The organism is Stenotrophomonas daejeonensis, assembly GCF_001431505.1.
Taxonomy (GTDB): domain Bacteria; phylum Pseudomonadota; class Gammaproteobacteria; order Xanthomonadales; family Xanthomonadaceae; genus Stenotrophomonas; species Stenotrophomonas daejeonensis.
Genome location: NZ_LDJP01000058.1, coordinates 44483 through 64088, shown reverse-complemented (window position 1 = coordinate 64088; position 19606 = coordinate 44483). Strand labels below are relative to the sequence as shown.

Annotated in this window: 20 protein-coding genes and 1 riboswitch; of the genes, 10 read left to right on the top strand and 10 right to left on the bottom strand. The window is 71.0% G+C overall.

Annotated elements, in window-relative coordinates; translation table 11 throughout:
* The first annotated feature begins 14 nt into the window (after positions 1–14).
* Genes ABB34_RS10215 through ABB34_RS10205 form a run of 3 tightly spaced genes read left to right on the top strand, consistent with a single transcriptional unit; the run spans position 15 to position 2944 of the window.
* Positions 15–1037, top strand: coding sequence for a FecCD family ABC transporter permease (locus ABB34_RS10215; protein ID WP_211258194.1), 1023 nt, complete (start codon positions 15–17; stop codon positions 1035–1037).
* Positions 1034–2083 (top strand): FecCD family ABC transporter permease, encoded by a 1050-nt coding sequence (locus tag ABB34_RS10210; protein ID WP_057641217.1) that lies wholly within the window; start codon positions 1034–1036, stop codon positions 2081–2083. The genes ABB34_RS10215 and ABB34_RS10210 overlap by 4 nt, the downstream gene beginning before the upstream one ends.
* A 33-nt stretch (positions 2084–2116) precedes the next feature.
* Positions 2117–2944 (top strand): ABC transporter ATP-binding protein, encoded by an 828-nt coding sequence (locus ABB34_RS10205; RefSeq protein ID WP_057641216.1) that lies wholly within the window; start codon positions 2117–2119, stop codon positions 2942–2944.
* Between the two features lie 5 nt (positions 2945–2949).
* Here the strand turns inward: ABB34_RS10205 and btuB are convergent, their stop codons facing one another.
* Entirely contained in the window at positions 2950–4809 is a 1860-nt protein-coding gene (gene btuB, locus ABB34_RS10200) for a TonB-dependent vitamin B12 receptor (protein ID WP_211258193.1), read from the bottom strand.
* A 118-nt stretch (positions 4810–4927) separates the two neighbouring features.
* A riboswitch (cobalamin riboswitch) is annotated at positions 4928–5170 on the bottom strand.
* 91 nt (positions 5171–5261) lie between these two features.
* Here btuB and cobT point away from each other — a divergent pair.
* Genes cobT through cobS form a run of 3 tightly spaced genes read left to right on the top strand, consistent with a single transcriptional unit; the run spans position 5262 to position 7644 of the window.
* Positions 5262–6332: a nicotinate-nucleotide--dimethylbenzimidazole phosphoribosyltransferase gene (gene cobT / locus ABB34_RS10195; RefSeq protein WP_057641215.1), complete on the top strand. Its 1071-nt coding sequence runs from the start codon at positions 5262–5264 to the stop codon at positions 6330–6332.
* Entirely contained in the window at positions 6329–6925 is a 597-nt protein-coding gene (locus ABB34_RS10190; protein ID WP_057641214.1) for a histidine phosphatase family protein, read from the top strand. The genes cobT and ABB34_RS10190 overlap by 4 nt, the downstream gene beginning before the upstream one ends.
* Positions 6922–7644, top strand: a complete 723-nt coding sequence (gene cobS / locus ABB34_RS10185) for an adenosylcobinamide-GDP ribazoletransferase (RefSeq protein WP_057641213.1) — start codon at positions 6922–6924, stop codon at positions 7642–7644. Before ABB34_RS10190 ends, cobS begins: the two co-directional genes overlap by 4 nt.
* A gap of 62 nt (positions 7645–7706) precedes the next feature.
* Here the strand turns inward: cobS and ABB34_RS10180 are convergent, their stop codons facing one another.
* The 6 genes from ABB34_RS10180 to pdhA form a co-directional block, all read right to left on the bottom strand.
* Positions 7707–8072 carry a TfoX/Sxy family protein gene (locus ABB34_RS10180; protein WP_057641212.1) on the bottom strand — a complete coding sequence of 122 codons (366 nt, stop codon included), beginning with the start codon at positions 8070–8072 and terminating at the stop codon, positions 7707–7709.
* Complete coding sequence (locus ABB34_RS10175; protein ID WP_057641211.1) at positions 8069–8551, bottom strand: GAF domain-containing protein; 483 nt, start codon at positions 8549–8551, stop codon at positions 8069–8071. The genes ABB34_RS10180 and ABB34_RS10175 overlap by 4 nt, the downstream gene beginning before the upstream one ends.
* 286 nt (positions 8552–8837) lie before the next feature.
* The gene (locus tag ABB34_RS10170) at positions 8838–10208 is read right to left on the bottom strand and encodes a dihydrolipoamide acetyltransferase family protein (protein WP_057641210.1); all 1371 of its coding nucleotides are present in this window, start codon (positions 10206–10208) and stop codon (positions 8838–8840) included.
* Complete coding sequence (locus ABB34_RS10165; protein ID WP_057641209.1) at positions 10208–10558, bottom strand: SH3 domain-containing protein; 351 nt, start codon at positions 10556–10558, stop codon at positions 10208–10210. The genes ABB34_RS10170 and ABB34_RS10165 overlap by 1 nt, the downstream gene beginning before the upstream one ends.
* Before the next feature lie 2 nt (positions 10559–10560).
* Entirely contained in the window at positions 10561–11547 is a 987-nt protein-coding gene (locus ABB34_RS10160; protein WP_425478974.1) for an alpha-ketoacid dehydrogenase subunit beta, read from the bottom strand.
* 85 nt (positions 11548–11632) lie between these two features.
* Entirely contained in the window at positions 11633–12721 is a 1089-nt protein-coding gene (pdhA, locus tag ABB34_RS10155; RefSeq protein ID WP_057641207.1) for a pyruvate dehydrogenase (acetyl-transferring) E1 component subunit alpha, read from the bottom strand.
* Between the two features lie 265 nt (positions 12722–12986).
* Between pdhA and ABB34_RS10150 the strand changes: the two genes are divergently transcribed.
* The 4 genes from ABB34_RS10150 to ABB34_RS10135 all read left to right on the top strand — a co-directional run bounded on the left by ABB34_RS10150 (position 12987) and on the right by ABB34_RS10135 (position 17385).
* A complete protein-coding gene (locus ABB34_RS10150; protein WP_057641206.1) occupies positions 12987–13844 on the top strand; it encodes a tryptophan 2,3-dioxygenase in 858 nt (285 codons plus the stop codon).
* Positions 13845–14005: 161 nt separating this feature from the next.
* Positions 14006–15511: a peptide MFS transporter gene (locus ABB34_RS10145; RefSeq protein ID WP_057641205.1), complete on the top strand. Its 1506-nt coding sequence runs from the start codon at positions 14006–14008 to the stop codon at positions 15509–15511.
* A 10-nt stretch (positions 15512–15521) separates the two neighbouring features.
* Entirely contained in the window at positions 15522–16118 is a 597-nt protein-coding gene (locus ABB34_RS10140; RefSeq protein ID WP_057641204.1) for a thioredoxin family protein, read from the top strand.
* A 145-nt stretch (positions 16119–16263) separates the two neighbouring features.
* The gene (locus ABB34_RS10135) at positions 16264–17385 is read left to right on the top strand and encodes a hypothetical protein (RefSeq protein ID WP_057641203.1); all 1122 of its coding nucleotides are present in this window, start codon (positions 16264–16266) and stop codon (positions 17383–17385) included.
* Between the two features lie 141 nt (positions 17386–17526).
* Here ABB34_RS10135 and murU read toward each other — a convergent pair whose 3' ends face one another.
* The 3 genes from murU to ABB34_RS10120 are packed head-to-tail and all read right to left on the bottom strand — an operon-like array spanning position 17527 to position 19556.
* The gene (gene murU / locus ABB34_RS10130) at positions 17527–18231 is read right to left on the bottom strand and encodes an N-acetylmuramate alpha-1-phosphate uridylyltransferase MurU (protein WP_057641202.1); all 705 of its coding nucleotides are present in this window, start codon (positions 18229–18231) and stop codon (positions 17527–17529) included.
* Entirely contained in the window at positions 18228–19244 is a 1017-nt protein-coding gene (locus tag ABB34_RS10125) for an aminoglycoside phosphotransferase family protein (RefSeq protein WP_057641201.1), read from the bottom strand. Before ABB34_RS10125 ends, murU begins: the two co-directional genes overlap by 4 nt.
* Before the next feature lie 36 nt (positions 19245–19280).
* Positions 19281–19556 (bottom strand): GlsB/YeaQ/YmgE family stress response membrane protein, encoded by a 276-nt coding sequence (locus ABB34_RS10120; RefSeq protein WP_057641200.1) that lies wholly within the window; start codon positions 19554–19556, stop codon positions 19281–19283.
* Positions 19557–19606: the final 50 nt, after the last annotated feature.

Below are 19606 nucleotides of genomic sequence, written 5' to 3'. Positions count from 1 at the left end.
GCGGCGGGTACGCCGTGGCGGTTGACCCAGCGGTGCGGCGCCTGCGCCATCGCGGCGCCGGCCTGCTGTCGGGGGTGGCGCTGTTGCTGGCGCTGGCGGTGCTCGGCAGTTGCGTGGGCACCCGCGACATCGCGTTGGCCGATACCTGGGCGGCGCTGCACGCCTTCGACCCCGGCAACAACGACCACCTGCTGGTGCGGCTGCTGCGCGTCCCGCGCTCGTTGCTGGCCATCGTGGTCGGCTGCGCGCTGGGCGCCGCCGGCGCGGTGATGCAGGCGCTGACCCGCAACCCGCTGGCCGACCCCGGCCTGCTCGGAGTGACCGGCGGTGCGGCCGCGGCGATCGTGGTGGCGGTGGCGTTCTTCGGCATCGTCGACATCACCGGCTACCTGTGGTTCGCGCTGGCCGGCGCCGCGCTGGCCGCGGTCGCGGTCTACCTGCTCGGCGGCGCGCGCCGCGGCATCGACCCGGTGCGACTGGTGCTGGCCGGCGTGGCCCTGACCGTGGTGCTGCAGGCGCTGACCCAGGTGGTCCTGCTCAACAGCGAGGACGTGGTGTTCGACCAGTTCCGGCATTGGGCGGTGGGTTCGCTGCAGGGCCGCGGCTGGGGCGTACTGTGGCCGGCGGCGCTGGCCACGCTGGCCGGGGCCGGGCTGGCGTGGGCGCTGGCGCGGCCGCTGGACGCGGTGATGCTGGGCGACGAACTGGGGCAGGCGCTGGGCGCCAACCCGGGGCGGACGTGGGCGCTGGCGATGCTGTCGGTGGTGGTCCTGGCCGGCGCCGCCACCGCCGCGGCCGGGCCGTTGAGCTTCGTCGGGCTGACCGCGCCGCATCTGGCACGGGCGCTGGCCGGCCCCGGGCACCGCTGGCTGTTGCCGTACTCGATGCTGCTGGCCGCGCTGATGGTGCTGGTGGCCGACATCCTCGGCCGCTGGGTGGCGCGGCCGGGCGAGATCGGCGTGGGGGTGATGGTGGCGCTGCTGTGTGGGCCGTTCTTCGTGGCGCTGGTGCGGCGGCGCAGGATCGGGCGGTTGTGAACGGCCGGCCTGCGCGCATCGGCAGCTGGCGGACCCTCCGCCTCGGTGACCATTCGCTGCGGTTGTACCCGCGCGGCTGGGTGGTCGCCGCGTCGCTGGCGGCGCTGGCGCTGCTGCTGGCGGTGGCCGAGCTGCTGGCTGGTCGCAGCGCGCTGGGCGTGCAGCAGGTGGCGCTGGCCCTGCTCGGGCAGGAGGGTGGGGTGGCCGAGCGGATCGTGCTCGATATCCGCCTGCCGCGCGCGCTGGTGGCGTTGTTCGCCGGGGCCGCGCTGGGCGTGTCCGGGGCGGTGTTCCAGTCGGTGTCGCGCAACGTGCTGGGCTCGCCGGACATCATCGGCTTCACCCTGGGCGCGGCCACCGGCGCGATCGCGCAGATCGTGCTGTTCGGCCACGGTGGCGTGCCGGTGTCGCTGGCGGCGGTCGGCGGTGGCCTGCTGACCGCGGCGCTGGTGTACCTGCTGTCGCTGAAGGACGGCGCCAGCGGCGGTTACCGGCTGGTGCTGGTGGGGGTCGGCGTGGGCGCGATCCTGGATGCGCTCAACGGGCTGATGCAGGTCAAGGGCAACCTGGACAACGCGGTCATGGCCAACCTGTGGCGCGCCGGTTCGCTCGATGCGCGCACCTGGGGACATGCGCTGCCGTTGGTGGCCGGCGTGGTGCTGGCACTGCCCTGCGTGCTGCTGCTGGGCCGGCGCCTGCAATTGCTGGAAATGGGGGACGACCTGGCGATGCAACTGGGCATCGGCGTCGAGCGCACGCGGCTGGCGGCCGTCGCCTGCGGCGTGCTGCTGGCCGCGTTGGCCACCGCCGCGGCCGGGCCCATCGCCTTCGTCGCGCTTGCCGCGCCGCAGTTGGCGGCGCGGCTGTGCGGGGGAGGCCGCTTGCCGCTGCTTGCCGCGGCAGCAATGGCCGCCTGCCTGCTGCTGTTGGCCGACCTGGGCGCGCAGGCCCTGCCGTGGCGGCTGAACCTGCCGATCGGGCGCATGACCGGCATCGTCGGCGGTGCCTACCTGATATGGCTGCTGGGCCGCGGGCGGCGTGGCTGAGGCAGCGATGGGACGAACGAGGACGGACCGGCAATGAACGATTCCCCGCTGTACGGCGAGCAGCTGACCCTGCGCTACGGCGCGCGCCAGGTGACGGAGGCGCTGGACGTACACATCCCGGCCGGCAAGGTGACGGTGATCGTCGGCCCCAATGCCTGTGGCAAATCGACCCTGCTGCGCGCGCTGGCGCGGCTGCTGGCGCCGCAGGCGGGGCGGGTGCTGCTGGAAGGGCGCGATATCCGCGGCTATTCCCCGCGCGAAGTGGCGCGTCGCCTCGGCCTGCTGCCGCAGTCACCGCTGGCGCCCCCGGGCATCTGCGTGGCCGACCTGGTCGCGCGCGGCCGTTTCCCGCACCAGACGCTGCTGCGGCAGTGGTCGCCGCAGGACGAGCGCATGGTGCGCCAGGCCATGCGCCAGACCGGCGTGGAGGACCTGGCCGAGCAAACCGTGGAGTCGCTTTCCGGCGGCCAGCGGCAACGCGCATGGCTGGCGATGGTGATCGCCCAGGACACCCCGCTGCTGTTGCTGGACGAACCCACCACCTTCCTCGACATCGCCCACCAGTACGAGCTGCTGGAACTGTGCCGCCGGCTCAACCGCGAGCATGGACGCACCGTGGTCATGGTGCTGCACGACCTCAACCAGGCCGCGCGCTACGCCGACCACGTCATCGCGATGAAGGCGGGGGCGATCCTCGCCGCCGGGGAGCCGCGGCAGGTGATCACCCCGGAACTGGTCGCGGCGGTGTTCGGCCTGCGCGCGCTGGTGGCGCCCGACCCGGTGACCGGCACGCCGATGGTGGTGCCGTTCGCCGGGGCGGACATGGGTGGCCCCACGGGCGGCCGGGCGCCCGTGGGGTAGCCGGTTCAGTTGGCCGAGCGGTAACGCAGGGTCAGCTGGTACTCGCGGCCCGGCTGGTTGTACCAGGCGATGGTTTCGTACGCGCGGTCGAACACGTTGGCCGCGCGCGCCTGCAGGCTCCAGGCGTCGTTGATGGCGTATTCCACGCGCAGGTCGACGGTGCCGTAGCCGGCCAGGCGCACCGTGTTGGCGGCGTTGTCGAAACGGTGGCCGTAGCCGGCGGCGGTGATGCCCAGGCGCAGCGGGCCGAAGCCGCGGTCCACGTCGATGCGGCCGCTGCTGCGCGCGCGGCGGGCCAGCAGCTTGTCGTAGGTGGCGGCGCCGGCGGTGCGGTCGCGCGGGTCGGTGAAGCTGGCCTGGGCATTGATGTCGAAACCGGCCAGCGACAGGTAGCCGGTCAGTTCGGCGCCGCGGATGCGGGCTTCGGCGACGTTGACGATGTTGAAGTTGCTGTCGTAGCCGATCAGCTGGTCCACGCGGGTCTCGTAGGCGTCGAAGGTCCAGTTCCAGTCGTCGGCGTACTGCGCGATGCCGAGGTTCAGGCTCCTGGACTCTTCCGGCTTCAGGTCCGGGTTGCTGAAGCCCGGGTAGTACAGGTCGTTGAAGGTCGGCGCCTTGAAGCCGGTGCCGGCGCTGGCGGTCAGGCGCAGGCCGTTGCCGAAGGCGAAGCCGTAGCCGAGGCTGCCGGTGGTGTGGTTGCCGAACTGCTCGTTGTCGTCGTTGCGCACGCTGGCCTGCAGCGAATGCGCGCCGAACCGGCCCTGGTATTCGACGAACACGCCGGTGTTGTCGCGGTCGGCGACGTCATAGGCGGTGGAGCTGGTGACCTGGTCGTTCTGCCAGTCGACGCCGGCGCTCAGCTGCTGGCCCGCGGCGAACAGGAAGTCGCCCTGCACGCTGGCGGTGTCGCGCCGGGTGTCGAAGGCGCTGGCGAAGGTGCGGCCGCCGGCGTCGGCGAAGTAGTTGTCGGCTTCGTCGCGGTTGCGGCCGACCTGCGCAGTAAGGCTGAAGGTATCCGAGGCCTTCCACGCCAGCTTGCCGCCGTAGACCTGCTGGCGGTTCTCGGCCTCGTTGCCGCCGAAGACGCTGCCGTCGTATTCGTTGAAGCTGCTGGCGTCGAGCACGTGGCCTTCCAGGCTCAGTGCGTCGGTCAGCGCATAGCCGGCGCGCACGTTGATCGAGGTGTTGCGGTAGCCGTCGCGGTCGGGCTCTTCGACGTAGCAGCCCTGGAACAGCAGCGACGAACCGTTGCAGGCATTGATGCCGTCGGTCTTCTGGTAGCCGCCCTGGGCCGAGATCCAGCCGCGCTCGCCGCGGTTGCTGAAGCCGGCGCTGGCCTGGCGCAGCCGGTTGCTGCCGGCGGTCAGCGACAGGTTCTGCTGCAGCCCCTTGCCGGCGTTGCGGGTGAAGACCTGGACCACGCCGCCGATGGCTTCCGAGCCGTACAGGCTCGAACGCGGGCCGCGCACGATTTCAATGCGTTCGATCTGGTCGACCGGCAGGTCCTGCAGCGCCGCCATGCCGGAGGTGGCCGAACCCACGCGCACGCCGTCCACCAGCACCAGCACCTGGTTGGAGTTGGTGCCGCGCAGGAACAGCGAGGTGATCTTGCCGGTGCCGCCCTGGTTGGCGAAGTCCAGGCCGGCGCGGCCGCGCAGCAGGTCCAGCAGCGAGATCGCCTGGCTGCGCTCGATCTGCTCGCGGTCGACCACCTGCACCGGCACCACGCTGCTCTCGACGGACAGCGGCGTGCGGGTGGCGGTGACGAAGACGTCGTCGAACTCGGTGGGCGCCTGTTCGGCGGCGGCGATGCCCGGCAGCGCGAGCGCCAGGGCGAGGGAAAGGGCGTGGTGGGACAACTTCATCGGGAAACTCCTGCAACCCGCGCGCTCCCGCGCGGACAGACGGTGGGGGTTGCCAGGAGAGGACGCCACGACGGAGTGCGCGCACGGCGCCACTGCCGCCGCCATGCCCTCCGCATCGCAACCAGTCGGCTTCCGGGCCGGTCTCCGGGCTTGCAGGCGAAGCGGCCGTGGCCGCTTCCGCCCAGACGCCTTCCCATGCGATGGATGCACAGTGGCGGTGTGTCTGGGCTGTCCTGCTCACCGTTGCGGGGGCAGCGCCGGACTGGCGGATGGCTGGAACTCCAGCAATGCGCGGCACCGGCTTCCCGTTTCAACCGGCGGGAGGAAGTCCCAGCCGGTCACCCGAAAGTGCGCGCATTCTATGCCATCGGCGCCGCGAAGGCAGGCGCGGGCCCTGCGTCCCGCCCGCACCACCGTAAAATGCGCGACCGCAACGCAGCAACGGAACAGCCGTGACGCAAGACTGGTTCACCCGCGCCTGCCCCGCGCCCTCGTCGGCGCACCGGCAGCAGGCCATCTCCCGCCAGCGGCAGCTGACCAAGCCGGAAGGCGCGCTGGGGCGGCTGGAAACCCTCGCCATCGAACTGGCCGCGCTGCAGGGCCGCGAGCGGCCGCGCGCCGCGCGGGTGCCGGTGCTGGTATTCGCCGGCGACCACGGCATCGCCGCGCGGGGCGTGTCGGCCTATCCGGCCGAGGTGACGGTGCAGATGCTGCGCAACTTCGCCGCCGGCGGCGCCGCCATCGCGGTGCTGGCGCGCGAGCTCGGGCTGCCGCTGCATGTATGGGACGTCGGCAGCCTGGCCGATGCGCCGGTGCCGGGCGTGGCCTGCGACAAACCGCGCCGCGGCACCGACGATTTCAGCGTGGGCCCGGCGATGGCGCCGGCCGACCTCGATGCCGCCTTCGCGGCCGCGCAGCGTGCGGTGGCAGCGGCCTGCGCCGATGGCGCCGACCTGCTGCTGCTCGGCGAGATGGGCATCGGCAACACCACCGCCGCCAGTGCGCTGGCCGCCGTGCTCGGGCCATTGCCGCTGGAAGGTATGGTCGGCGCGGGGACCGGGCTGGATGCGCCGCGCGTCGCCCGCAAGCAGCAACTCGTCGCGCAGGCGCTGGCCCTGCATGGGGCTGCCATCGATGCCGCCGCCATCCCCGGCCACGAGGCCCTGCGCCGCGTCGGCGGGCTGGAGATCGCCGCACTGGCCGCGGCCATGATCGCCGCCGCGCAGCGCGGCGTGCCGGTGCTGGTGGACGGCTTCATCGTTTCGGCCGCGGCGCTGGCGGCGGTGCGGATCAACCCGTCGCTGCGGCCGTGGCTGCTGTTCTCGCATCGCTCGGCCGAATGCGGCCATGCCCGCGTGCTCGATTGCCTGCAGGCCGCGCCGCTGCTGCAACTGGACCTGCGCTTGGGCGAAGGCTCCGGCGCCGCGCTGGCGTTGCCGCTGCTGCGGCTGGCCTGCGCGCTGCACAACGACATGGCCACCTTCGCCGAGGCGGCGGTGGCGCAGCGGAGCGCCGCGCCGTGATCCTCGACCTGATGCGCCATGCTTCCACCGGCCGCCACGGCCACCTCGACGGGCGCACCGACCCGCCACTGCTCGACGGCGCGGTGGATGCGCTGCTGCAACGCCACGGCGGTGGCCGCTGGAGCCGGGTGATCGCCTCGCCGCGCCGGCGTGCGCTGGATACCGCCACCGCGCTGCTGGCCGGCCGCGAGCTGTTCTGCGAGATCCACCCGAACTGGGCCGAACTGGACTTCGGCGACTGGGACGGCCGCCGCTACGACGAGATCCCCGCCGCGCAGCTGGCCGGGCTATACGACCCGCCGCATGCGCAGGTGCCGCCCAACGGCGAGAGCTGGCAGCAGTTCCACTCGCGCATCGAAGCGCAGCTGCAACGGCTGCTGGACGAGGGCGAAGACGAGGACGAAGGCGGCGACCCGGTGCTGGTGGTCAGCCACGCCGGCGTGCTGCGGCTGGCGGTGTCGTGCGTGTGCGGCATGCCGCTGGCGGCGCTGTGGGCGCTGCGCATCGACTACGGCACGCGCCTGCGCCTGCGCGTGGAGCGCGACGACGATGGCCGGTTGTGGGGCGAACTGCTGGAGCTGTGCCAGCCATGAGCGTGCGCCGTCTGATCCTGGCCATCCAGTTCCTGACCCGGCTGCCGACGCCGCAAGTGAAGGATTTCCGCAACGACGACCTGAGCCGTTCGGCGGTGTACTACCCGCTGGTCGGCGCGATCATCGGCGCGCTGCTGATGTTGCCGCTGTACCTGCTGGACGGGCGGCCGTGGCTGGCCGGCGCGCTGGCCCTGCTGCTGTGGGTGTGGGTGACCGGCGCGCTGCACCTGGACGGGCTGGGCGACGTGGCCGACGCCTTCGGCGCTGCGCACCGCGACCCGCAGCGCTTCCTCGAGGTGCTCAAGGACCCGCACATGGGCGTGTTCGGCGTGGTCACGCTGGTCATGCAGCTGCTGCTCAAGTTCGTGCTGCTGGGCGAACTGGCGACGAGCTCGTTGTGGTACGGCATCGTGCTGGTGCCGGCGTGGGCGCGCTGGGGCACGCTGTGGTGGAGCCGGCTGCTGCCGTCGCTGCATGGTGCCGGCATGGCCGAGCGCTTTTCGTGGCAGCTGAGTCTGCGGTCGCTGTGGCTGTGGGCGCTGCTGCTGGCGGCAATCACCGCGTTCGTGGCCTGGCCGTTGCTGCTGGCCCTGCTGCTGGTGCCGCTGGTCGCCTTCTACTGGCGGCGCCGGCTGGGCGGCATTTCCGGCGATTGCCTCGGCGCCAGCGTCGAGGTCACCGAAAGCCTGCTGCTGCTGGCATTGGTACTGGCGGCGTAGATGCGGGGCTTGCCCCGCATGGCGCTTTCCCGGTGAAGCTTCATGCGGGGCAAGCCCCGCATCTACGGGTTTTCGTCGAAACCAAGTTCGCCGGTTTCTTCCACTTCGGCTTCGGCCTGCACGTGGTGCTCCCGCACCGGGCCGGGCCGCTGCGCGCTGGGCACGGCCGACAGTGCGCCGGCGGCGGCTTCGTACTCGGCGACCAGCTGCTGGCGGCGCGGCTCGGGCACTTCCTGCCAATGGCAGCCAAGCAATGCCCCTTCCAGCGAATAGAGCAGGTTGAGGCTGGGCTTGAAGCCGGCGCGGCGCACCTTGACGAAGGCGCCGACCGCACCGGCCGCGGCCAGGTCCTCGGCGCTGCGCAGGCCCACCTGGCGCAGCCATGCCGCGCTCTTGGGGCCGATGTTGCGCAGCTTCAGCGTGCTCACTTCAAGGCCCCGACGAACGCTCCGGCGATGGCCTCCAGCCCGGCCTGGTCGTCGGCGTCGAAGCGCGCGGGGACCGGGCTGTCGATGTCGAACACGCCGACCAGCCTGCCGTCGTGGAATAGCGGCACCACCAGCTCCGAGCGCGAGGCTGAGTCGCAGGCGATATGGCCGGGAAAGGCGTTGACGTCCTCCACGCGCTGGGTCTGGCCACTGCTGGCCGCCGCGCCGCACACGCCCTTGTGCAGCGGTATGCGCACGCAGGCCGGCAGGCCCTGGAACGGGCCGACCACCAGCTCGGTGCCGTCGAAGAAATAGAAGCCGACCCAGTTCAGCTGCGGTAGCGCGTGGTAGACCAGCGCCGACAGGTTGGCGGCATTGGCGATGCGGTCGCTTTCGCCGTGGACCAGCGCGCGGGCCTGGGCCAGCAGCTGGGCGTACTGTTCCGGCTTGCTGCCGGTGAGCGTGGAAGTGGTGAACATGCGCCGAGTTTAGCAATGGTGGGGCTGGGGCTAGCGAAGACGGTAGCGCCCGACCGTTGGTCGTGGCGGCGGCGCGTAGCGCCGTGGGGCTTTACCGCAAGCCGATGGATAGTGCCGACCAACGGTCGGCACCCACCGAACCCACCGCATCCATCGGGTTCATCGCAAAACCCCGGTGTCGTAGATGCGGGGCTTGCCCCGCATGCGGCTTTACCGGTGAAGCCCCGTGCCGGGCAAGCCCGGCACCTACAAGGTAGATGCGGGGCTTGCCCCACATGGCTTTCGTTTAATTGACCAACGCGAGATCGTCGATCAATGCGCGCAGGAAGCGCGCCGCCTCGCCGCCGGTGCAGGCGCGGTGGTCGAAGGTGACCGACAGCGGGATCACCTTGTGCGTTTCCACCCCGCCCATCACCGGGGTCAGCTGGAAGCGGGCGCGGCCGGCGGCGACGATCGCCACGCACGGCGGCACCACCACCGGGGTGGCGTAGCGGCCGGCGAACATGCCGAAGTTGGACAGGCTGATGGTGTAGCCGGTCAGCTCCGACGGGGCGATGCTGCGATCCTCGACCTGCTGGCGCAGGCGGTTGATGCCCTCGCGCACGCCGCGTGCGTCGAGCATGTCGGCGTTGCGCAGCGCCGGCACGAACAGGCCGTCGTCGGTGTCCACGGCGATGCCGATGTCCACCTGCGCGTGCAGGGTGCGGGTGAGGTTGTCGCCGTCGAACCATGCGTTCATCGCCGGCACTGCCTGGCAGGCACGGACGATGCCGCGCACCAGCCGCGAGGTCATGTCGTTGCCCGGCGCCCAGGCGTGGATGTCGGCATCGTCGCTGAGCGTGGTCGGCACCACCTTGCTGTGCGCGTCGGCCATCACCCGCGCCATGTTGCGGCGCACGCCCTTGAGCGGCTCCGGCTGGCCCTTGGCGACCACGCCCGGGGGCGCGGTGCGCATCGGCTTGCCGGCGGCGGAGAGCGGGGTACGCTCCCTTCCCCCATCGGGGGAAAGTGCCCGCAGGGCGGATGGGGGTACGGCGGCTGCCGCACCCTCTCCCCCAACCCCTCTCCCGGCGGGAGAGGGGAGCAGGGCAGACGGATTCGCCGCCGCCTGCTTCACGTCGTCCATCGTCACCGCGCCATCGGCGCCGGTGGCGCGCACGCGGGCCAGGTCGACGCCGAGCTTGCGCGCCACCGCGCGCACCGCCGGCATCGCCTTGACGCCGCCGACGGCCACGGCCTGCTCGGTGTGCACGGCGTTGGAGCTGACCATCGCGCCGACCACGGTGCCTTCGTCGGCGCGCTCGGCGGCGGCCGCTGCCGGGGCGGGTGCCGCCGCGGGTGCCGGTGCAGCCGGGGCGGGCGCACCGTGGTGGTGGCCGGTGTCCTGGCCTTCGGCGCGCTGCGGCAGGTTCGGGTCGATCTCGAACTGCGCCAGCATGTGCCCGGTCACCACGATGTCGCCGGCCGCGCCGGCCAGCTTCAGCACCTTGCCGGACACCGGCGAGGGCACTTCCACCACCGCCTTGGCGGTTTCCATCGACACCAGTGGTTCGTCCAGCTTGATGACGTCGCCTTCCTTGACGAACCACTCGACGATGGTGGCGTCCGGCAGGCCTTCGCCCAGGTCGGGCAGGTTGAAGTTCTTGGTCTGGCTCATCAGGGGGTTTCTTCCAGTAGTTCAAGGTCGCGTGCCGGCAGCCAGCCCTGCGCGCCATTGGCGCGTTCGGACCACCACCAGCCGCCGTGTTCGTGATGCAGTTCCACCAGCTCGCCATTGTCCACGTCCAGCTCCTGCGCGGTGTAGTCGCGCAGGGCCTCGGCGTGGCCGTCGTCGAGCACGCGCAGCCACGCCACCGGCGCCCAGCCGGCGCGGTTGTCGGCGGTGCGCACCCAGGCGAAGTCCGGCCATTCCTCGTCGCGCACGCCCAGTTCGACGACCTGCCCCGCGTGGAAGCGGAGCGGATCGGGGTACTGGCTGCGGTAGGCGCTGAGCAGGCGCGCGCGCATGCTCAACCCGCCGCGACCGCGCGCCTGGCGGCGGTGACGATGCGCTCCACGCTCGGCAGGTACTTCATTTCCAGCCGGAACAGCGGGATGTGGGTGTCGTAGCCGGTGACGCGCTCGACCGGGGCCAGCAGGTCGTACATCGACTCCTCGGCCAGCCGCGCGGCGATCTCGGCACCGAAACCGGCGGTCTTCGGCGCTTCCTGCACGATCACGCAGCGGCCGGTCTTGGCCACCGACTCGGCGATGGTGGCGAAGTCCAGCGGGCGCAGCGTGGCCACGTCGATGACTTCGGCGCTGATGCCTTCGCCGGCCAGCTTGTCGGCCGCTTCCAGCGCTTCCTTGACCTGCGCGCCCCAGGCGACGAGGGTCACGTCGGTGCCGTCGCGCAGCACGAAGCACACGTCCAGCGGCAGCGCCTCGCCGTCGTTGGCGACCACTTCCTTGTACTGGCGGTAGATGCGCTTGGGCTCCATGTAGATCACCGGGTCCGGCTCGCGGATCGCGGCCAGCAGCAGGCCGTAGGCGCGCTGCGGGCTGGACGGCAGCACCACGCGCAGGCCCGGCACGTTGGTGAAGATGGCCTCGTTGGCCTCGCTGTGGTGCTCCGGCGCGCGGATGCCGCCGCCCCACGGCACGCGCAGCACCATCGGGCAGTGCAGGCGGCCGCGGGTGCGGTTGCGGATGCGCGCGGCGTGGCAGATCACGTGGTCGACCATCGGGTAGACGAAGCCGTCGAACTGCGCCTCGGCCACCGGCTTCATGCCCTGCACGGCCAGGCCGACGGTGAGGCCGGCAATGGTGGTTTCGTCCAGCGGGGTGTCGAGCACGCGCTGCGGGCCGAACTGCTGCTGCAGGCCGGCGGTGGCGCGGAACACGCCGCCGTTGACGCCGACGTCCTCGCCCAGCACCAGCACCGACGGGTCGTGTTCCATTTCCCACGCAAGCGCCTGGGTCACGGCTTCGATCAGGGTGATGGGGGTGGCGGTCATGGTGGGTTCTCCGCTGGCGCCTGCCGCGCCGTGGTCGGTGCCGGGGTCGTGGGCGGCGTGCAAGCCGGCGGCGCTGTGCTTGATGTCATCCATGACGCTGCTCCAGGGCGATGGCGGCGGCGCGCTGGGCCAGCAGGTCCGGCGGCGGGTCGGCGTACAGGTAGTCGAACATCGCCTCGACCGGCTGCACCGGGCAGTTGAGGTAGGCGTTGACCTCCTCGTCCACGCGCGCGCCGCATTCGGCGATCCAGGTCTTCTCTTCCTCCTCGCTCCACACGCCCTGCGCGGTCAGGTACTTGCGCAGGCGGATCAGCGGTTCGTTCTGCCACGCCGCCTTGACCTCGGCGTCGTCGCGGTAGCGGCGCGCGTCGTCGGCGGTGGTGTGGTCGGACAGGCGGTAAGTGAGCAGTTCCAGCACGGTGCCGCCCTGTCCGGCCAGCGCGCGTTCGCGCGCCTGCTGCATCGCCGCCAGCACCGCCAGCAGGTCGTTGCCATCGACTTGCAGGCAGAACAGGCCGCCGGCCAGGCCCTTCTGGGCCAGGGTTTCGGCGCCGGTCTGCGCCGAGCGCGGCACCGAGATCGCCCAGCCGTTGTTCACCACGCACAGGATCAGCGGCAGGGTGTAGGCGCCGGCCGAGTTCACCGCGGCGTAGAAGTCGGTCTTGGAGCTGCCGCCGTCGCCGCACACGGCCACCGCCACCTGCGGCTTGCCCTGCAGCTTGAACGACAGCGCGGTGCCGGCCGCATGCAGGCACTGGGTGGAGATCGGCACGCAGATCGGGAAGTCGCGCGCGGCGTCGCTGCCGCGGTCGTAGTCGCTGCCGCGCTCGTCGCCGCCCCAGTACATCAGCACGTCGCGCGGGCGCACGCCGCGCATGAACATGGCGCCGTACTCGCGGTAGCTGGGGGCGAGCACGTCACCGGGCTTCATTGCCGCGCCGATGCCGACGTGGGCCGCTTCGTGGCCCAGGCAAGAGGCAAAGGTGCCGAGCTTGCCGGTGCGTTGCAGGGCCACGGCCTTGGTGTCGAACACGCGGGTGGCCAGCATCTGCCGGAACAGCGGCAACAGTGCGCGTGGGTCGCGCAGCGAGGCCGGCAGGTCGTCGCGTACCAGGTTGCCGTCGGCATCCAGGTACTGCAGGTATTCGATTTGGAACTGGGCGGAAACCGTCATTGCAGCAACACCTTCGAACAGATGGTTTCAATTGATAGGAATTGCACATGGTAAGGACTCGGCCCGGAAAAGCCGTCCTGCGCCGCAGCACGGAATTGCGCGCTGCGGCGCCCGCCTGCCGCGCGAGGTGGGTCGAATCATCGCATTCAGCTTCATCGCGGGCAGGCGCGGCATTGTCGCGCCGGTTGCGCCTGCAAGTGTTCGCTTTCCGTTTGCGCGCCCGCCGCCTGCGTTACCCTTTGCGCCCCGCGCAGATGGCAAGGCCATGACCGTAGAACAGAACCAGCGTGAGCTCGAAGCCGGCATCCACACCGACCTGCAGGGCCGGCTCACCTATGGCGGCTACCTGTGCCTGGACCGCCTGCTGTCGGCGCAGCAGCCATTGTCGAACCCGGCGCACCACGACGAGATGCTGTTCATCATCCAGCACCAGACCTCGGAGCTGTGGCTGAAGCTGCTCGACCATGAACTGCGCGCGGCGATGGGCCACCTGCAGCGCGACGAGGTCTGGCAGTGCCGCAAGGTGCTGGCGCGCGGCAAGCAGGTGCTGCGCCAGCTGACCGAGCAGTGGTCGGTGCTGGAAACCCTGACCCCGTCCGAATACATGGGCTTCCGCGACGTGCTCGGCCCGTCCTCGGGCTTCCAGTCGCTGCAGTACCGCTGCATCGAGTTCCTGCTGGGCAACAAGAACGCGGACATGCTGCTGGTGTTCGGGCACGACCCGGACGGGCAGGCGAAGCTGCGGCAGGCGCTGGAGGCACCGAGCCTGTACGAGGAATTCCTGCGCTACCTGGCGCGCTTCGGCCATGCCGTCCCGGCCACTTATGAAGGCCATGACTGGACCCTGCCGCACGTCAGCGACCCGGCGCTGCGCCCGGTCTTCGAGAACATCTACCGCGACACCGACCGCTACTGGCGCGAGTACTCGCTGTGCGAGGACTTCGTGGACCTGGAGAGCCAGTTCCAGCTGTGGCGCTTCCGCCACATGCGCACGGTGATGCGGATCATCGGCTTCAAGCGCGGCACCGGTGGTTCCAGCGGCGTGGGTTTCCTGAAGCAGGCGCTGGAGTTGACCTTCTTCCCCGAGCTGTTCGAGGTGCGCACCAGCATCGGCGTGGCGTAGTGTGGCCTGCGCCGGCCCGGTTGCCGGCGGCTGTCCGCGGCATTGGTTGCAGATGAACGAAATTTGACGCCGGGCCGGGCGGTCGGTGATCCTCCCCGCGCCCCGGCCCGCGCCGGGGTCCCGCCTTTTTCACCGTACCGGCATTACTGGGGGAACCCCGCATGAGCGCTGCCGCGCCGAATTCCGCATCCACACCGGCGCCCGTGCCGGCGTTCAACGACCTGCTCGGCCACCCGCGTCCGCTGTGGATGCTGTTCATGACCGAGTTCTGGGAGCGCTTCGCGTTCTACGGCATCCGCTGGGCGCTGACGCTGTACATCGTCTCGCAGTTCTTTGGCGGCGAAGGCGCCGGCGAGGCGCCGGCCAACCGGCTCTACGGCGCCTACCTGGCGCTGGTGTACGCCTCGGCGCTGTTCGGCGGCTTCGTCGCCGACCGCCTGATCGGCTACCAGCGCTCGATCCTGATCGGCGCGGCGGTGATGTCGCTGGGCCTGTTCCTGATCGCCATCCCCAACGAGCAGGTGTTCCGCATCGGCCTGGCCACGGTCATCGCCGGCAACGGCCTGTTCAAGCCCAACATCTCCACGATGGTGGGGCAACTGTACGGGCTCAACGACAGCCGCCGCGACTCGGGTTTCACCATCTTCTACATGGGCATCAACGCCGGCGCCTTCATCGCCCCGATCCTGACCGGCATCCTCGCCGACAAGGTGTTCGGCAGCGAGGCGATGCCGGCCTACAAGTACGTGTTCATCGCCTCCGGCGTCGGCATGCTGGTCAGCCTGGTGTGGTTCTGGATCGGTCGCCGCCAGCTCGGCAGCGTCGGCGTGGCCCCGGCCGGCGCCGGGCTCGGCCGCACCCTGGCGGTGCTGGTCGGCACGCTGGTGGCGGTGCCGGTGGCCTACGGGCTGCTGACCATCGACGCCGGCATCCTCGGCTGGATCCTCGGCGCGCTGTTCGTGGCGCTGTGCGTGTCGATCCTGGTCGAGGGCATCCGCGAGGGCAAGGTGGCGCGCGACCGCGCCCTCGCCATGCTGGTGATCTTCGTGTTCAACGTGCTGTTCTTCATGTTCTTCGAGCAGGCCGGCAGCTCGTTCAACTTCCTGGCGCAGAACATCGTCGAGCGCGACTTCGGCGGCTGGACGTTCCCGGTGGGCTGGTTCCAGTCGGTGAACTCCATCGCCATCCTCACCCTCGGCCCGGTGTTCGTGTGGCTGTGGGTGGCGCTGGGCAAGAACAATCCGTCGATCCCGCGCAAGTTCGGCCTCGGCCTGATCTTCAACGGCCTGGCGTTCGCGCTGCTGATGTACGCGCTGTCCTCGCTGGTCGACCCGGAGACGCTGAAGGTGCCGTTCTGGACCCTGTTCATGGTCTACGTGATCCAGACCGTCGGCGAGCTGTGCCTGTCGCCGATCGGCCTGTCGATGACCACCAAGCTGGCGCCGGTGAAGGTCGTCGGCCTGGCGATGGGCGGCTGGTTCCTGTCCACCGCCATCGGCAACAACCTGTCGGGCATCTTCGCCGCGGTGGTCAGCGGTGAAAGCGGCATGACGGTGGAATCCGCGCTGAAGGGCTATACCTTCGGCTTCTGGTCGCTGCTGGGCGCGGGCGTGCTGCTGTTCCTGATCGCCCCGCTGGTGCAGAAGCTGATGCATGGCGTGAAGTGAGGACGTGGCGATGAAATTGCGTTCCGGGGCGCTGGCCCTGCTGCTGGGCGCGGCGCTGGCCGGCTGCTCGCCGCCACCGGCGCCGGCGCCGGAAAAGGCGCAGCCGCTGGATACCAGCGAGCAGAAGATGCCGGTGGCCGACGTCAGCCAGCCGGTCGCCTCGGGCAACACCCCGGCCGCGGCCGACGTGGCCGCGGTGGCCGCGCTCAACGCGCAGTTCGACCCGGCGCGCGACCCGGTCGCCGACCTGGAGACGGCCAAGGTCGAAGCCCAGCGCGGCGGCAAGCGGATCATGCTCGACGTCGGCGGCGAGTGGTGCTCGTGGTGCCACCTGCTGGATGCCTTCATGGAGGGTGACTCGGAGATGCGCCGCTTCCGCGACGCCCATTACGTGTGGATGAAGGTCAACTACAGCGAAGACAACGAGAACGCCGCCTTCCTGTCGCGTTTCCCGGCCATCACCGGCTATCCGCACCTGTTCGTGCTCGATGCCGATGGCGAGCTGCTGCATTCGCAGTTCACCGGCGAGCTGGAGAAGGGCAAGGGCTACGACCGGGCGAAGTTCTTCGCGTTCCTGAAGGAATGGGCGCCCGCGCAGACGCCCTGACCCCGGGCGGATGATGCAACGACGACGGCGCCGCAGGGCGCCGTCGTCGTTTGCGGGGACGCGGCTGGGGCGAAGTCCGGCATCGCGGCCTCAATTTCCGCGCCGGCCGGCCGCTAACGGGAGCATTCCCGTGTCCCGGTGCCGCATGTCGCAGCCCACCACCGCCGCTGCCGCCGTCCCCCCCGTTGCCGATGCCGGCACCGAGGCGCCCGGCGTCGCCATGCCGACGGTGGAAGCGTTGATGGACGAGACCCCGGGCGAGGCGGATACGCCGCCGCCCCGCTACCGGCTGCCGCCGGCGGCGGTGCCGCCGGACATCAAGCTGCAGGCCGCCGTGGCGCGGCTGGTCGCGCAGAAGGAGCGGATCGACCAACTGGTACGCGAAGGCCTGCTGGACGGCCTGCTGCCGGCCGACTGGAACGGCGCGCCCGGCAACGAACTGCGCGCGTTCGTCGCGGCGGTGGTGCCGTTCGCCTCCGACAGCGTGCGCGGCGAGACCGTCGCCGCGCGGGTGCCGCTGAAGTACCTGCTGGGGCAGTCGCAGCGCTGGGGCAAGGGCGACGTCGCCGAACCGAATTCGCTTGCGGCCTACCTGGCCAGCGACGAGCGTGCCAGCGCCGGCGCCACCGATGCGGCCGAGGTGATGCTGCTGGGGCCGCTGGGACTGGGTTGGACCCAGGTGGGGCGCGCCCGGGTCGGCTTCCTGCGCGCGATGGGCGTCGATTCGCTGGCCGCGCGGGTCACCGCGCTGCCCTACCCGGCGCCGGAGCAGCTGGCGCTGTACCAGGTGCAGGTGGCGGGGCGGACGCAGGTGTGGTGCGTGCTGGACAACCGCAAGCTGCGCGCGCTGTCGGCGCCGTCGCTGACGGTGCCGCTGCTCACCGCCTACGGCGTCGCCGCGCCGCAGGCATGGCCGGCCTCGTGGCCGGCGCCGGTGGAGGTGGAGGCCGAGCTGGCCGGGGCCGCGCCGGGCCGGACCGTGGTGCAGGTGGACCTGGTGCGGCTGGTGGACAAGGTCCGCCGCAGCCAGGCCGGCGAAGCCTGGACCAGCGCCAGTCTGATGCAGCTGCACACGTGGGTGCCGCGCTGGCGCTTCTTCCTGGCCTCGTTCATCGGCCTGCCGGTGGCCCTGCTGATGATCGCCGCGCTGGCCCTGCCGGGCCGCGTCGAGGCCGCCGCGGTAGCGGCGGCGTTGGGCTTCGCCGGCGGCGCCATCGCCGCGCTGGCCGCGCCGTGGGTCTATATCCGCCGCAAGTACCTGAGCTGAGCCTGTTCCGCCTGGATATCCACGGGAAGGCCCGTGCCGGGCAAGCCCGGCACCTGCGTGTTGGTTCCCGTGGATGCGGGGCTTGCCCCGCATGGGGCATTCCAGGTGAAACCCTATGCCGGGAGCCTCCGGCACCTCCCGTCATCCGGACAGGGCGGCGTCCAGCGCCTGCAACCGCTGCGGCGTGCCCACGTCGGTCCAGCGCCCGCGATGATGCTGGCCGTGCACCGCACCGCGGGCCATCGCCGCGCGCAGCAGCGGGGCGAGCTTGAAGCGGGGGGGCGTGGCATCGGCGCCTCCGGCATCGCCGACCACTTGCCGCCAGCCGGCCAGCAACGACGGGCGATACACGCCGATGCCGGCAAAGGTCAGCCGCGGCGCGGCGCCTGCGTCGTGCACGCGGCCATCGGCATCGAGGATGAAGTCGCCTTCGGGGTGGTGTTCGGGGTTATCGGCCAGCAGCAGGTGCGCCTCGCCCTCCGGTTCGGCGGGCAGGCGCGCGAAATCGAAGTCGCACCAGATATCGCCGTTGACCGCCAGAAACGGTGCGTCGCCCAGCACCGGCAATGCGTTGAGCATGCCGCCGCCGGTTTCCAGCGGCGTGTCGCCTTCGTGCACGAAATGCAGCCGCAGGCTCCAGCGGCTGCCGTCACCCAGCGTGGCGGGGAACTGCCTGGCCAGCCACGAGGTGTTGACCACGACCTCGCGCACGCCGAGCGCGGCCAGCTTTTCCAGATGCCACGCGATCAGCGGCTTGCCGCCGGCCGCCAGCAGCGGCTTGGGCGTGTGCTCGGTGAGCGGGCGCATGCGCTCGCCCAGCCCGGCGGCGAAGATCAGCGCCTTCATGCGGCGGCGGCCTTGGCCGCGAGCGCGGGCTTGATGCGGGTTTCCAGCAGCTCGGCCAGCGAGGCCAACTGGGGATGGCGCGGCAGCACTTCGTCCAGGTAGGCGATGAAGCGCGGCACGTCGGCGATGTATTTCGACTTGCCGTCGCGGTAGTGCAGGCGCGCGAAGATGCCGAGGATCTTCAGGTGTCGCTGCACGCCCAGCCAGTCGGCGTCGCGCAGGAACACGGGCAACGACGGCACCGGGATGCCGGCGGCCTGCGCGCGCTGGTGGTAACGGGCCAGCCAGCCGTCCACGCGCGCCAGCGGCCAGCTCAGGAAGGCGTCCTTGAACAGGCTCACCGCGTCGTAGGCGACCGGGCCGAGCACCGTGTCCTGGAAATCCAGCACCGCCGTGCCACCATCCACCGGCATCAGGTTGCGCGGCATGAAATCGCGGTGCACCAGCACTCTGGCCTGCGCATGGGCGTTGTCCATCAGCCGCCGCTGCGCCAGTTCCAACTGGTCCGATTCACTGCAATCCAGGGTGATGCCGAGGTGGTGGCCGAGGAACCATTCCTCGAACAGCCCGGCATCGCGCAGCAGCAGCGCCTCGCCGAACTCGCCGATGCCGTCCGGCGCGGGAATCCGCTGCATCGCCAGCAACTGGTCGATGGCGGCATCGAAGTGCGCGTCGGCGTTGGCCTCGTCCAGCACCATCGCCAGCGTCGGCCCGCCGAGGTCTTCCAGCAGCAGGAAGCCATTGTCGACGTCGCGCTGCTCGATGTGCGGCACGCGCACGCCGTGGCGCTCGAACAGGTCGTGGATGCGCAGCCACGGTCGCACGTCCTCCCGGTCCGGCGGCGAATCCATCACGATGCGGTTGGCGCCCGCGCCCCGCGTGCGCCAGTAGCTGCGGAAGCCGGCATCGACCGAGGCGCGTTCGAGCGTGACGGCGGCATCGCCCAGCGCGGTGCGCGCCCAGTGCAGGCGCTGTTGCGCGCGCTGCGGATCGGAAGAAGGATCGGGAGTCATCTGCGGGGTATGGCCGGCGCATGGCGCCGGCGGGCGTCAGCGCTTGTTGCCGCCGCTGACCAGCCGCAGCAGCGCGAGGATGGCCACCGCGCCGACGATGGAGCCGAGGAAACCGGCCGGCTGCCCGGCGGCGTACCAGCCCATCTCGCGCCCGAACCAGCCGGCGAACACCGCGCCGGCGATGCCCAGCACGATGGTCAGCAGGCAGCCCATGCGGTTGTTGCCGGGCATGAAGAAGCGCCCGAGCAGGCCGACGATGAAGCCGATCAGGATGATGTAAAGCCAGCTGCCGCTGCCAAACAGTCCGCTCATGCGCTGCCTGTCCGCCAAAAGGAAAGACGCAGCCTAGCAAGGCCGGGCTG